Source organism: Haloarchaeobius baliensis (assembly GCF_052060055.1).
GTDB classification, from domain to species: Archaea; Halobacteriota; Halobacteria; order Halobacteriales; family Natrialbaceae; genus Haloarchaeobius; species Haloarchaeobius baliensis.
In genome coordinates this window covers 633,997-647,253 of the sequence record NZ_JBPPFR010000001.1, presented here as the reverse complement: position 1 = coordinate 647,253, position 13,257 = coordinate 633,997, and the positions used below count along the sequence as shown (strand labels likewise).

General features: G+C 68.6%; 11 protein-coding genes. 6 read left to right on the top strand and 5 right to left on the bottom strand.

What is annotated here, in order from left to right; genetic code table 11:
• Positions 1-217: 217 nt before the first annotated feature.
• Positions 218-3,496 (top strand): glucodextranase DOMON-like domain-containing protein, encoded by a 3,279-nt coding sequence (locus ACSG06_RS03315; protein ID WP_440988841.1) that lies wholly within the window; start codon positions 218-220, stop codon positions 3,494-3,496.
• A 1-nt stretch (position 3,497) separates the two neighbouring features.
• Here the strand turns inward: ACSG06_RS03315 and ACSG06_RS03310 are convergent, their stop codons facing one another.
• The 3 genes from ACSG06_RS03310 to ACSG06_RS03300 all read right to left on the bottom strand — a co-directional run bounded on the left by ACSG06_RS03310 (position 3,498) and on the right by ACSG06_RS03300 (position 5,465).
• Positions 3,498-3,842, bottom strand: a complete 345-nt coding sequence (locus tag ACSG06_RS03310) for an avidin-fold protein (RefSeq protein ID WP_440988840.1) — start codon at positions 3,840-3,842, stop codon at positions 3,498-3,500.
• Between the two features lie 60 nt (positions 3,843-3,902).
• On the bottom strand, positions 3,903-4,826 hold the full coding sequence (locus ACSG06_RS03305) for a cation diffusion facilitator family transporter (RefSeq protein WP_440988839.1): 924 nt from the start codon (positions 4,824-4,826) through the stop codon (positions 3,903-3,905).
• Positions 4,827-4,910: 84 nt separating this feature from the next.
• Positions 4,911-5,465: an HIT family protein gene (locus tag ACSG06_RS03300; RefSeq protein WP_440988838.1), complete on the bottom strand. Its 555-nt coding sequence runs from the start codon at positions 5,463-5,465 to the stop codon at positions 4,911-4,913.
• Positions 5,466-5,721: 256 nt separating this feature from the next.
• Here ACSG06_RS03300 and ACSG06_RS03295 point away from each other — a divergent pair, with 256 nt between their 5' ends.
• Positions 5,722-5,922 carry a DUF7835 family putative zinc beta-ribbon protein gene (locus tag ACSG06_RS03295; protein WP_440988837.1) on the top strand — a complete coding sequence of 67 codons (201 nt, stop codon included), beginning with the start codon at positions 5,722-5,724 and terminating at the stop codon, positions 5,920-5,922.
• A gap of 39 nt (positions 5,923-5,961) precedes the next feature.
• Here the strand turns inward: ACSG06_RS03295 and map are convergent, their stop codons facing one another.
• Complete coding sequence (map, locus tag ACSG06_RS03290) at positions 5,962-6,864, bottom strand: type II methionyl aminopeptidase (RefSeq protein ID WP_440988836.1); 903 nt, start codon at positions 6,862-6,864, stop codon at positions 5,962-5,964.
• Positions 6,865-6,989: 125 nt separating this feature from the next.
• On the opposite strand from map, the gene ACSG06_RS03285 reads away from it, so the two are divergent.
• Both ACSG06_RS03285 and ppk1 read left to right on the top strand, forming a co-directional pair.
• Positions 6,990-7,697, top strand: a complete 708-nt coding sequence (locus tag ACSG06_RS03285; protein ID WP_440988835.1) for a metallophosphoesterase family protein — start codon at positions 6,990-6,992, stop codon at positions 7,695-7,697.
• 1 nt (position 7,698) lies between these two features.
• Positions 7,699-9,846, top strand: coding sequence for a polyphosphate kinase 1 (gene ppk1, locus ACSG06_RS03280; protein WP_440988834.1), 2,148 nt, complete (start codon positions 7,699-7,701; stop codon positions 9,844-9,846).
• A 250-nt stretch (positions 9,847-10,096) separates the two neighbouring features.
• Here the strand turns inward: ppk1 and ACSG06_RS03275 are convergent, their stop codons facing one another.
• The gene (locus ACSG06_RS03275) at positions 10,097-11,047 is read right to left on the bottom strand and encodes an isoaspartyl peptidase/L-asparaginase (RefSeq protein ID WP_440988833.1); all 951 of its coding nucleotides are present in this window, start codon (positions 11,045-11,047) and stop codon (positions 10,097-10,099) included.
• A 229-nt stretch (positions 11,048-11,276) separates the two neighbouring features.
• On the opposite strand from ACSG06_RS03275, the gene icd reads away from it, so the two are divergent.
• Positions 11,277-12,551 (top strand): isocitrate dehydrogenase (NADP(+)), encoded by a 1,275-nt coding sequence (gene icd / locus ACSG06_RS03270; protein WP_440988832.1) that lies wholly within the window; start codon positions 11,277-11,279, stop codon positions 12,549-12,551.
• Between the two features lie 325 nt (positions 12,552-12,876).
• Positions 12,877-13,254, top strand: a complete 378-nt coding sequence (locus ACSG06_RS03265) for a hypothetical protein (RefSeq protein ID WP_440988831.1) — start codon at positions 12,877-12,879, stop codon at positions 13,252-13,254.
• Positions 13,255-13,257: the final 3 nt, after the last annotated feature.

Sequence of the window (13,257 nt, the reverse complement as noted above, 5' to 3'; positions counted from 1 at the left end):
GGAGCCGCCGGCGTCGGCGGCGTGTGACCGCCGTTCGCTCGTCACGGTCGCGGTCCATTCCTCGAGTTCGAACTCACAGTGCACTCCAGAGACGGCCGTTCGACACGGATAACCGCACGCAGGCACCGGAGGTAACTTCGTTGTGAAATCGTGAGGAAGTAACTCTTCTAGTCTTTGAAAAAAGTATTAAGGACGATACGAGTAAATTCTCGAATGCATGAGAGACATTGGCAGACGTGCGGTCCTGAAGGCGCTCGGTGCGGCGGGCGTCGCGGGGGGACTCGGCACACGAGTATCGGCGGCGACGACCGACCCGAGCGGCGGTGACACCTCCTACTGGACGACCGGCGAGCAGTACGGCATCGGCACCGCGGCCGACCACGGCGAACCGGACCCCTCCCGGACCTGGTTCGCGCTCACCGAGGGCGCGCTGGTCGGTGGGCGCTTCCCCCGCATCGACCTGCTGAACCTGCGCTCGCTCGACGTGGTGGTCGCCGACGCGAGCGACGACGCCGACTACGTCCGACGCACGCTCGACGTCTCCCGCCAGGACGACGGTGGCGAGGACACCCTCGACCGGTCGGTCGAGCTGGCCGACGACCGCGCGCTGGTGTTCCAGCACGAGGTCCACGAGACGGCCGAGGGGCGGGACTGGGCGCTGGAACTGGAGCACGTCACCGACCCGGACCGCGACGCCATCCTGACCGACGTGCGCTTCCGCGCCCGCGACGGCCACAGCTACGACGTGTACGTCGTCGTCGACACCGCCGTCTCGAACAGCGGCCAGACCGACCAGGCGGCGGTCGCGCAACAGGGTGGGAACGGCAACAGCAGCGGCGGCCCGCCGGGAGGTGGCGGCCCCGTCCTGACGGCCGTCGACGGTGGGTCGAACGACGACGCGGCGGTCATCCGCGACCCGGAGGGTGAACCGTACAACGTCGCGCTCGCCGCGACCGCCCGGCGTGGCTTCGACTGGACCAGCGTCGACGTCGTGGGAGGGGACTCCCTCTCGCCGCTCGTCACGGCTGGCGACGACGGCACCCGGTACGACGAGGCCAGCGGGAACGTCGCCCTGCTGGGTCGGCTCGCGACGGACTGCCGCTACGCGCAGGACACCGTCGCACTCGGCTTCGCCGAGGGCGGCGACACCGCGGCCGCCGTCGAGACCGCTGCCGGGGCGACACGGCTCCCGTACCCGGTCGCCCGGGCACGCTACGCCCGCGGCTGGCGGCGCTACCTGCGGCACCTCGACCGACCGTGGAGCGTCGTCGGGGACCCCGAGCGCCGCCGGCAGTACGACGCGGCCGCGATGGCGCTGAAGGCCGCCGACTCGAAGCAGTTCCCCGGTGCTGGCCTGGCCAGCCTCTCGGTGCCGTGGGGAGAGGAAGTCGTCGCGGACGACCCCTCGGACTACGGCTACAACTACACCTGGGCCCGGGACCTCTACCAGGCCTTCACCGCGTTCGAGGCGATGGGCGACGTCGAGAGCGCGCTGGAGGCGACCGAGTACGTCTACGACCACCAGCAGCGCGAGGACGGCTTCATCCCGCAGAACACGTTCGTCGACGGTCGCACGCGCTGGGGCGGCGAGCAGCTGGACAACATCTCCTTCCCGCAGGTGATGGCCTACCAGCTCGCCGCCCGCCACGGCGTCGGCTTCGACGAGGCGAGCTACGACTACGAGCACGTCCGCCGGTCGAGCGACTACGTGGTCGCGAACGGCCCCGCCACTGCCCAGGAGCGCTGGGAGGAGGAGTCCGGCTACTCGCCGAGCACGACCGCCGCCGAGATCGCCGGCCTGGTCTGCTCGGGCGCGCTCGCCGACGCGGTCGACGAGGACGGCGACGCGCTGGTCTACTACGCCCTCGCCGACGACTGGCAGGCCAGCGTCGAGGATTGGATGGCGACGACGACCGGCAGCGCCGGCGAGACGCCGTACTACGTCCGCATCAACGACGACACCGACCCGGACGACGGCGCGACGCTCGACATCAACAACGGCGGCCCGAGCCTCGACGAGCGCGAGTGCATCGACGCCGGCTTCCTCGAACTCGTCCGGCTCGGCGTCAAGCCCGCCGACGACTCCACCATCGAGAACTCCGTCGACGCCGTCGACGACACCATCCGGGTCGACACGCCCCACGGCCCCGCCTGGTACCGGTACAACGGCGACGGCTACGGCGAGCAGGACGGCTCCGGTCAGTACCAGTCAGGTGCGCCGTGGTCGCTCGACAACGCCGGCAAGGGCCGCCTCTGGCCCATCTTCACCGGCGAGCGCGCCGAGTACGAGCTGCTCCGTGGCACCGACGACGGCGCGCTCGCCCCCGACAGCCTGCTCGACACGATGCAGGGCTTCGCCAACGAGGGACGGATGATCCCCGAGCAGGTGTGGGACCGCCCCGAGCCCGGCCCGTACGGCTGGGAGTTCGGCGAGGGCACCGGCAGCGCCACCCCGCTCTCGTGGAGCATGGCCCAGTTCGTCCGGCTCGCACACGGTATCGACGCGGGCGAGCCCGTCGAGACCCCCCAGGTCGTCCGCGACCGGTACGCCGACGGCCCGCGCACCGGCGGCCCCTCGCTCTCGGTCGACGACCTGCCCGCCGTCGTCGAGGGCGATACCGTCACCGTCTCCGGGAGCACCGACGGCGCGCTCGTCGCGGTCAAGACGCCGGAGGAGACCGTCACCGTGACGCCGGACGGCGGCTCGTTCTCGGTCGACGTCGGCGTCGCGGGCGAGTCCGCCGTCACCGTCGTCGCTGCCGACCAGACCGGCGCGCCCGCCGACGCCGCGACGACCGTCGTGCAGGACACCGTCTCCTCGCTCTCGCTCGGTGCCGAAATCGCGACGTGGTCCGACCCCGCCGGCGACGACCACGGCCCCGGCGAGTACGTCTACCCGACCGCCGACGCGTTCGTCGACGGCGCGTTCGACATCAGCGAGTTCGCCGTCCACGAGACCGCCGACAGCTACCAGTTCCGCACGGAGCTCGCCGGCGAGCTCACCAACCCCTGGGGCGGGAACGGCATCTCGCTCCAGACGCTGCACGTCTACGTCCGGAGCCCCGGTTCCGGCTCTGGCTCGACGGTCGCCCGCGAGGGCGTCAACTGCGGGTTCGAATCGCCGTACCACCGTCGACTCGTCGTCGAGGGGTTCGCCGCCCCGCGCGTCGAGACCGCCGACGGCGCGGAGATAACCCGCGACGTCGGGCTCGCGGCGTACCCGACCATCGACACGTTCGTCGTCACCGTGCCCAAGAGCGCGCTGAGCCTCGGCGACGCCGAACTGGTCCCGCTGCTCATGGGGCAGGACGGCTACAGCCCGGGCGGAATCCGCCCCGTGCAGGCCGAAGCCGGCGGCTACGTCTTCGGCGGCGGCCGCGACGACGACGCCGACCCGAACGTCATCGACCTCGTGACGCCCGAGGGCGTGGAGAACGCCGATGCACTGTCGTACACCGCCGACGAACCGGCCGTGGTACCGTACCTGTCGCTCTGAGTCACTCGACCTCTTCCAGCACGGAGGCCCCACCGCCGGGCCTCGACTCCCACTCCCACTCGTCGTCGACGCGGATGCGCCCGTCGTCGAGCAGGGTCACGTCGCCGACGGAGTGCCCCGTCGCCGTCTCGCCGTCCGCGTGGAGCTGGACGTATCGAACGTCCCACTGGCCGTCGTCGAGCGTTCCGACGAGGTGTCCCTCGACGATGGTGCCACCGGCGTAGTGGGCGTGGATGCGGTCGCCGTCCTGTTCGAACTGGAACCGGGTGTCGCCGCCGACCTCCCCGGCCTCGTCGTTCTCGACCCCGACGAGGGTGCGCCCGTCGAGCGATAGGTCGTCGTTCATACACCGGATAGGTCGGACAGCCGCCTATCAGTTCGGGTGCCGTGGGCCGGGCAGCACGGTTCACTCCTCCGCGTTGCCGACCAGTCGTTCCGCCGCCTCGTCCTCCTTCCACTCGCCGAGCTCCTTCGGGTCGACGTGGACGAAGACGTCGTCGACCTCCGGCAGCTCGCGGATGGCCTGGACCACGTCGCTCTCGATGTCGTGGGCCTCGAACAGCGTGCGGTCGCCCTCGACCTCGATGTGGAGGCTCACGTCGATCTCCGGGCCGACGTAGTGGGCGACGACGTCGTGGACGCCCTCGACCTCTGGGTGGGCGGTGGCGCGCTCGACGATCTCCGCACGCAGGTCGTCCGGGGGTGCGCCGCCGACGAGGTAGTTGACGTTGTCGCGGACGATCTCCACGCCCGTCCAGAGGATACCGAGCGAGACGAGTGCGGCCGCCAGCGGGTCGAGCACCGGGAAGCCCGCCGACGCGCCGAGCACGCCCACGAGCGCAGCCAGCGCGGTGAGCACGTCGTTCCGATTGTCGAGTGCCGTCGCGACCAGCGCCGGGGAGTTCGCGTCCGCGCCACGCGTCAGGCAGTACCGGTAGAGGCCGAGCTTGAGGACGGCCGAGCCCGCGAGCACGCCGATACCGGCCGGCGTCGCGTTGACCGCGATGTCGCCGGCCAGCAGCGTCGTGCTCGACTGCCAGAAGACGAGTGCACCGGCGGCGAAGATGCCGGCGGCGACGAACAGCGAGACAAACGGCTCGATGCGCTCGTGGCCGTGGGGGTGCTCGAAGTCCGGGGGCTGGGTCGTCAGGTAGAGCCCGACGAGCACGACGAGGCTGTAGACGGAGTCCGAGAGGCTGTTGACGGCCTCGGAGCCGACCGCGAGGCTCCCGCTCTCGACGTACACCGCGCCCTTCGCCAGCGCGAGCGCGACGTTGGCGAGGAGGACGACGGCTCCGACCCGGCGGACGGTCCGACGGCGGTCGTCCATTCGTGTCGTGTAGTGGGACGGCCCGTACTTAGAATGACTGTTTCGCGTGAGGGCAGGGCGGCGTGATTACCCGACGGTGAGAGGTCACCTTGACCCGTCGTCGGGGAACCGGACCGCCGTATCGTCGCCGTGGACGACCGCACCGTCCTGCGAGGCGAACGCCTCGTGCAGCCGGCCGTACGTCTCGGAGACCGCCTCGACGATGACCTTCGTGTCGCCGATGACCGGCATGAAGTTCGTGTCGCCGTTCCACCGCGGGACGACGTGGGTGTGGAGGTGGTCGTCGATGGAGCCGCCGGCGGCCGCGCCACCGAGGTTCAGCCCCGCGTTGTAGCCGTTCGGACCCATCGCCGCATCGAGCGCGTCGAACGTCCGCTGTTTCAGGTGTGCGTGTGCGAGCAGCGTCTCGTCATCGAGGTCACGGAGGTCGCCGGTGTGGCTGTACGGGATGACCATCGCGTGCCCCGGGTTGTACGGGTAGTTGTTCAGGATGACGAACGCTCCCTCGTTCCGTGCGACGATGCGGTACTCGCGGTCGGCGTCCCGGTCGGGCAGCTCACAGAAGGGACAGCCGTCGATGTCGTCGTTCCCGTCGCGTTCCACCCAGTCGATGCGCCACGGCGCGAACACCTGGTCCATGCGCCGAGTCGGGGCGGGGCCACATTGAATCCCACGACCCCGATACTCCTCTCCTGACCTGACATGAAAGGGGCGCAATACCGGGTTCAAGACCCGGTTTCGGGGCTACAAGCAGCGACAGTTCGCCGGGTAAACGACCCGTTACGCCATAATTAGTGACCAATTACTCAGATACCAACAACAATCAGTTTTGGTTAGTTTTCGAGGCTGAACGGTCGTCTCTTTTTATACCCCTTGCTAACCACCTCCTAATCGGATGGCGACGACTGACAACTCAATAGACGGGCGGACCGAGCACTGTGACAGCTGTGGAACCGACACCATCCACCAGGTGTCGGTCCAGCTCGTCACGGAAAGTACGAAGAAAGAGAACTCCCAGTTCTCCCGGGAACCCTACCGCGTCACGGAGTGCCAGCAGTGCGGGACCCGCGAGAGCCAGCGGATGAACAACGCCTGACGGTGACACGACTGCGGCCACCTGTATCCGGCGACGGCGTCACTCCGACGCCGTCGTCACTTCGCATCCATCCTCGGTGACGATTATCGTGTGTTCCTTCTGACTGACAAGCTTGCCGTCGTCCTCCTTGAGCACCGGATAGCCGTGGACGATGTTCTGCGATTTCAGCCGCCGTAACGCCATGTTCGGTCGGGAGACGTCCAGCCATCGCGTCGCGAAGGGCAGCGTCTGGAACTCCTCGGTGATCTGTTCGAGCGCCTTGCGTGCGTTGCGGTCGCGGACCGATGCCTCGCGCTCCAGCGAGTATATCTCCTCCTGCTGGCCCTCCGACACCTTGCCGGAGCCGTCGGTCGCGAACGGTTCGATGGCGACAACGTCGCCGACCTCCAGGGTCGTCCCTTGCTGCACCGCCCGGTTCGGGATGTTCGGCGGGACGTGCTGCTCCCAGTGGCCCAGGCCGTGCCCGGTGAGGTTCACGACCGGGTTGTAGCCGTAGCCGTCGATGACCTCCTCGATGGCCGCCCCGATGGTGCCCGTCTCGACACCCGGCTCGACGGTCTCGAGGGCAGCATCGAGCGCCTCCTCGGCGGCCTCGACGAGCTCCGGGGTGCCGCTGAAGTCCACCGTGACGGCCGTGTCCGCGAGCCAGCCGTCGATGTGGACGCCGATGTCGAGTTTCACCATCTCCTCGCCGACGGTGCGCTCGTCGCCGGGGCCGGCCGCGCCGTGGGCCGCCTCCTCGTCGACGCTCACGTTGACCGGGAACGCGGGTGTGCCGCCGAGCTCCCGGATGCGGTCCTCGGCCCACTCCGAGATCTCCAGATAGCCCATCCCGACCTCGAGCCGGTCGGCTGCCTCGTCGCGGACCTGCGCGAGGATCTGCCCTGCCTCGCGGTGTTTCTCGTACTTCTCGGCGTCAAGATCGACCTCGGGCTCGCTCATACGTCCCCTTTGCGTAGGCCGGAAAAAGAGGTTGCGCATCGGCGGGGCGTGTCACAGCACGTCACACGTCGGCTATATAGGGTTCTTAGCAACCCTTTACCTGTTTCTCCGCCCTACCTCTCCCAATGCGAACACCGGCTCCCGCGTTCCCCGAGACGGAGGCGGCGTGGCACCGCACGGTCGACCGAGACGACTGGGACGACGTCTACGTCGTCGGCGACGTCCACGGCTGTCTGTCCGCACTCGACAGGCTGCTCGTCGAACTCGACCCGACCACCGACGACCTCGTCGTCTTCGTCGGCGACCTCGTCAGGAAGGGCCCGAACAGCCGCGGCGTGCTCCGGCGGGTCCGGGACGCCCCGAACATGCTCTCGGTCCGGGGCAACAACGAGGAGAAGCTCCTGCGCGGCGACGCCTCCCTCCCCGAGCTCGGCCCGGTCGACCGCGAGTACGTCCGGTCGATGCCGGTCGCGCTCTCCTGGGATGACCACCTCGTCGTCCACGGCGGCATCGACCACCGGAAGCCGCTCGCCGACCACAGCGTCGACGACGTCCAGAACATGCGGGCGCTCGACCCCGCCGACGGCTACGATGGCCCGTTCTGGTTCGAGGAGCGCGACGCGGGCCCGCGGGTGTTCTTCGGACACACCGTGCTCGAGTCACCCGTGTACCGTGAGTACGCCGTCGGCCTCGACACGGGCTGTGTCTACGGCGGCGAGCTGACCGCCTACGACGTCGCGGCCGACGAGTTCGTCTCGGTGCCGCTCGACCGGGCCGGCCAGGACCGGAGCTCCTCGAAGATCGTGCGCCCGAAGCGGACGACGACCGTCTAGGATGTCCGACGAACACCCGCCAGCGACCGACGTCGACCTGGACGACCCGTCACTCTACCGGAACCGCGAGCTGAGCGAGCTCTCCTTCCAGCGACGCGTGCTCCACGAGGCGCTCGACGACCGCAACCCGCTGCTGGAGCGCGTGAAGTTCCTCTCCATCTTCACCTCGAACATGGACGAGTTCTTCATGAAACGGGTCGGTGGCCTGAAACAGCAGGTCGCCGCCGAGGTGACCGACCGGACGCCAGACGGTCGAACCCCCGACGAGCAGCTCGCGGAGATATTCGAGACGGCCCGACCGCTGTTCGACCGGCAGACGCGCTGCTACCACGAGGACATCCTGCCGGCACTGGCCGACGCGGGCATCGACATCGTCGACTACGAGACCCTCACCGCGTCGGAGCAGTCGGCGCTGCGGGACTACTTCGAGCGCTCGGTGCTCCCGACACTGACGCCGCTGACGTTCGACCCGGCGCACCCGTTCCCGTTCATCTCGAACCTGAGCCTCTCGCTCGCGGTGCTGACCCGGTCGAACCCGGACGCCGAGGTGACGTTCTCCCGCGTGAAGATACCGGGGAACCGGCCCCGGCTCGTCTCGGTCGAAGACGACGAGCAGGCGGACGACGACCGGACGTTCGTCCCGCTGGAGCAGGTCGTCGCGGCGAACCTCGACCTGCTGTTCCCCGACGTCGAGGTGCTCGCGCACTCGACGTTCCGCGTGACCCGCAACGCGGAGGTGCGGCGGAACGAGGAGGTCGCGGAGGACCTCGTCGACGCCATCAGGGACGTGCTCCACGAACGGCGGTTCGCCACGGTCGTCCGCCTCGAGCTGGAAGCGGGGACGCCGGACCGCGTTCGGAACCTGCTCCAGACGCACCTCGACGTGAGCGAGGCGGAGACGTTCGTGCGCGAGGGACCGCTCGACTTCCGGGACCTGATGCAGCTCACGGAGCTCGACCGTCCGGACCGCAAACTGGAGCCGTGGACCCCCCAGCCCCACCCGCGGCTGCTCGAATCGCGTCTCGACGCCCAGGACCGCAGCGTCTTCGACGTGGTGCAGGCGGAGGACGTGCTCGTCCACCACCCGTACCACTCGTTCTCGAAGACGGTCCACCGGTTCATCGACGAGGCCGCCCACGACCCCGACGTGCTCGCCATCAAGGCAGCCATCTACCGGACGTCGCGGGACTCGAACATCATCGAGAGCCTCATCGATGCGGCCCGGAACGGCAAGCAGGTCGCGGTGATGGTCGAGTTGAAGGCCCGCTTCGACGAGGAGAACAACCTCCGCTGGGTGAAACGACTGGAGGAGGAGGGCATCCACGTCGCCTACGGCACGCCGGGGTACAAGACACACACGAAGACCACGCTCGTGGTCCGCGAGGAGGGCGAGGACGTGGAGCTCTACTCCCACGTCGGCACCGGGAACTACCACTCCGAGACGGCGAAGACGTACGTCGACCTCGGGCTGCTCACGGCCGACCGCGACGTCGGGCAGGACCTCGTGAAGCTGTTCAACTTCTTCACCGGCCACTCCAGGCACGACGAGTACCGGAAGATGCTCATCGCGCCCGGGAACATGCGCGAGGGGTTCACCGACCTCGTCCGGCACGAGGCCGCGGTCGCGCGCAACGGCGGCGACGCCCGCATCGTCGCCAAGATGAACCGGCTGGAGGACCCCGCGATGGTCCGCGAGCTGTACGAGGCCTCGCAGGCCGGCGTGGACGTCGACCTCGTCGTGCGGGACATCTGCCGGCTCTACCCCGGTATCGACGGCGTCAGCGAGAACGTGTCGGTCTACAGCGTCGTCGGCCGGTTCCTCGAGCACTCCCGCATCTGGTACTTCGAGAACGACGAGCCGGGGTTCTACATCGGGTCGGCCGACTGGATGACGCGGAACCTCGACAACCGCGTCGAAGGCGTCGCACCCGTCGAGAACGAACGACTGCAGAGCGAGCTGTGGACGATCCTCGAGGCGAACCTCTCGGACAATCGCAAGCGCTGGCGACTCGGCTCAGACGGTCGCTACGAGCAGCTGTCTCCCGACGACGGGGCGCCGGTCGTCAACGTGCAGGAACTGATGATGGAACGAGCCCGCGCCGCCGCCCGCGATGCCGATTCTCCCGACTGGTCCGGTCGCACCGACTGACTACCGGTCGACCCAGGCACACCGCGGACAGGCATCGACCCCCTGGACGTTCACCGTGACTGTCTCGCACTCCGGGCACTCCCGTGTGCGGCCGTGTTGCACTTGTTCGAGCATGGGGAGACGGACTACTTCGACGAGCATAAATCTACGCTACGACAGCTGTCGAACAGTCGGCAGCTACTGGGGGTAATCTCGGCGTATCTCCCGGGTGAATCACTATCCGTCGGCGATGTCGGCAGGCGTCGAACCGCTATCGCTCGTCGACCGCGGTCTGCATCCCCGCGCTGTTGTACGCTGCACCGGTCCCCTCGTGGTCGGCGACGATTACCCCGGCGGTAGAGCCCGTCAGCTCGCCGAACTCGTCGATGGCCCGGTCTGCCGCGGCCTGTGCGTCCATCCCCTCCTCCAGGTAGCGGACCGCGCGCCGGGAGAGCGTGACGCGGGCGATGTCCTCGCCGGCACCGGTCGCGCTCGCGCCGCCCGCCGGGGAGCAGTAGAAGCCGCTGCCGACCTGTGGCACGTCGCCGACCCGGCCCGCGAGCGCGAGCCAGCGGCCGCCCGTCGAGGTCGCCGCGGCGAACCGGTCGCCGTCGCGGGCGACCGCGCCCACCGTGTCGTGATCTCGCAGATCACTGCTCGCCGAGGTCTCCCCGGCGGTGTCGTGGTCCTTGCCCGCCGGCGCGCCCGCGTCCTCCTGCTCGGCGTCCGGGTCGGCCGTCGAGCCGCCGAACGTCTCCGACACCCAGCGGGCCTGGGCCGCCATGTCGCCATCGGGCACGTCGGCGTCGGCGAAGCGCTCGCGCGTGCTCTCGGTCCAGAGGTCGACCTCGCAGTCGACGTCCTGCGCAGCGGCGAAGTCGACGGCGTGGACACCCGAGAGCAGGATGTGCGGCGTCTCCTCGAGGACGGCACGTGCGACGCTGACCGCGGCCTCGACGCCCGGCATCGACGCCGCCGCGCCGACAGACCGGTCGTCGGTCATGACGCCGGCGTCCGTGCGGAGGATGCCGTCGGACTGCGCGCAGGAACCGACCCCGGCGTTGAACCGGGGCGACGATTCGAGCACGCGCACCGCGCTCTCCACCGCGTCGAGCGGTGTCGTAGCCGCTGCGCCGCTCTCCGCTGCCTCGTCGAGCACTGCCTGTCTGGGGTCCGGGTCGTCGGGCACCCCGCCCGCACCGCCGTGTACGATGACCTGCATGGACTGGCGTTCCGCGGGGGCCCCCAAAAGTACGGGTGCTTCGGCAGCAGCAGGGGTGGTGGCGTGTTCGTCCGCTGGAACCGGCCAGCAGCGCCTCGCGCCAGGAGTACCACGGGATGCTCGGTCCGTCCAGCGCAGTCGACCCCCGACCACGGTCGGGTCGCGATTCTTGCCGCGTAGACCCAAATGATAGCCCTTTTACCCGCACTGTTCGTCGCTTCAGGTGACAATGAGCTCCGACTACGAGCATATCGAGGTACCCGACGAGGGCGAGAAGATCACGGCCGACGGCGAGGAGCTGTCCGTTCCGGACGAGCCCATCATCCCGATCATCCACGGAGACGGCATCGGGAAGGACGTCGGTCCCGCCGCTCAGAAGGTCCTCGACGCCGCCGCGAAGGCGACCGGACGCACCGTCCACTGGATGGAGGTGTACGCCGGCGAGTCCGCACGCGAGGTCTACGGCGAGGACGTCAACCTCCCCGACGAGACCGTCGACGCCATCCGCGACCACCGCGTCGCCATCAAGGGCCCGCTCACGACGCCGGTCGGCGCCGGCTTCCGCAGCCTGAACGTCGCGCTCCGCCAGACGCTCGACCTCTACGCGAACGTCCGACCGACGTACTACCTCGACGGCGTCCCGTCCCCGATGAAGGCGCCCGAGGAGATGGACATGGTGACGTTCCGCGAGAACACCGAGGACGTCTACGCCGGCATCGAGTGGGAGCAGGGCACCGAGGACGTCGAGAAGGTCCGCGAGTTCGTCGAGGACGAGATGGGCATGGACGGCATCATGCACGAGGGCCCCATCGGCATCGGCGTCAAGCCGATCTCCGAGAAGGGCAGCAAGCGCCTCGTCCGCGAGGCCATCGACTACGCCATCGAGAACGACCGCGACAAGGTCACGCTCGTCCACAAGGGCAACATCATGAAGTTCACCGAGGGCCAGTTCGGCACCTGGGGCATGGAGGTCGCCGACGAGGAGTACCCCGACGACGAGGTCTTCGCCGCACCGGACTCGCTCTGGGAGGAGCAGGACGAGGTCGACATCCCGGAGGACGCCGTCATGGTCGAGGAGCGCCTCGCCGACGCGATGCTCCAGTGGATGCAGCTCCGCACCGACGAGTTCGACGTGCTCGCGATGCCGAACCTCAACGGCGACTACCTCTCCGACGCTGCGGGCGCCCAGATCGGCGGCCTCGGCATCGCGCCCGGCGCGAACTTCGGTAAGGGTCGCTGTCTCGCAGAGCCCGTCCACGGCAGCGCACCGAAGCGCGCCGGCCAGGACAAGGCCAACCCGACCGCACTCATCCTCTCCGGCCGCCTGATGTTCGAGTACATGGGCTGGGAGGACACCGGGGCGCTCATCCGCGACGCCGTCGAGCAGACCATCTCCAGCGGCACGGTCACCTACGACCTCGAACGCCAGATCGAGGGCGGCGAGAAGCTCTCGACCACGGAGTACGCCGAGCAGATCATCGAGAACATCGAGCAGCTGTCGTAGACAGTTTCTCTGGCACCCGGAACTCTTCGATTTCCGGGAACATCGAGCAGCTGTCGGAGAACCGGTCGCCGCATCGCAGTATCCGACAGCCGACCTTCTTCGACCCCCGGGGAATCGCATCGGAACCCAGAGACGACAGCCGCCGGGCCGATAGTATTGGAACGCCAACAAGAATCTGCAGTCGTGAAGCGGCTTTCTCGGCCACCTCCCGGCCGTTCTGCTACCACCCCGACGCAGCCTCCGGGTTTCGGGACCACTGACCAACATGTCCAATCCGCGTCAAATAACTAGAACTTATTTCTAATGGGAACTATACTTGTGTGACATGGCATCTCCCCCCATGCCACCCGACCAGGTGCCCGACTTCGTCGTCGAGCACTTCGAGGAGCACGACCCGGAGACGTTGCGCAACATCGTCGCGTATGAGGCACAGCGCGCCCGCTCGACGGAGGTTCCGAAGTACATCACCGAGGCGTTCGTGATGCAGAACGACGAGACGAAACGGGCCATCGCCTCCTACGCCAGGGACCTCGCGTCACACAAGGACCAGCAGGCGGAGGCACTCGCCGAACAGCGGCGAGCCGAGGCGGAGGCCGCCGCCGACGGCGGCGAACCACAGGCGACCGGATCGGAGCAGTCGACCGACGAGCCGGACGACGACGACGACGGACCGTCGTTCGCGACCGGGCCGATGTTCGGGTGACCG

Coding starts and splice junctions, on each gene's coding strand:
- ACSG06_RS03315 (WP_440988841.1), top strand. CDS start 218: ATGAGAGACATTGGCAGACGTGCGGTCCTGAAGGCGCTCGGTGCGGCG.
- ACSG06_RS03310 (WP_440988840.1), bottom strand. CDS start 3,842: ATGAACGACGACCTATCGCTCGACGGGCGCACCCTCGTCGGGGTCGAG.
- ACSG06_RS03305 (WP_440988839.1), bottom strand. CDS start 4,826: ATGGACGACCGCCGTCGGACCGTCCGCCGGGTCGGAGCCGTCGTCCTC.
- ACSG06_RS03300 (WP_440988838.1), bottom strand. CDS start 5,465: ATGGACCAGGTGTTCGCGCCGTGGCGCATCGACTGGGTGGAACGCGAC.
- ACSG06_RS03295 (WP_440988837.1), top strand. CDS start 5,722: ATGGCGACGACTGACAACTCAATAGACGGGCGGACCGAGCACTGTGAC.
- map (WP_440988836.1), bottom strand. CDS start 6,864: ATGAGCGAGCCCGAGGTCGATCTTGACGCCGAGAAGTACGAGAAACAC.
- ACSG06_RS03285 (WP_440988835.1), top strand. CDS start 6,990: ATGCGAACACCGGCTCCCGCGTTCCCCGAGACGGAGGCGGCGTGGCAC.
- ppk1 (WP_440988834.1), top strand. CDS start 7,699: ATGTCCGACGAACACCCGCCAGCGACCGACGTCGACCTGGACGACCCG.
- ACSG06_RS03275 (WP_440988833.1), bottom strand. CDS start 11,047: ATGCAGGTCATCGTACACGGCGGTGCGGGCGGGGTGCCCGACGACCCG.
- icd (WP_440988832.1), top strand. CDS start 11,277: ATGAGCTCCGACTACGAGCATATCGAGGTACCCGACGAGGGCGAGAAG.
- ACSG06_RS03265 (WP_440988831.1), top strand. CDS start 12,877: ATGGCATCTCCCCCCATGCCACCCGACCAGGTGCCCGACTTCGTCGTC.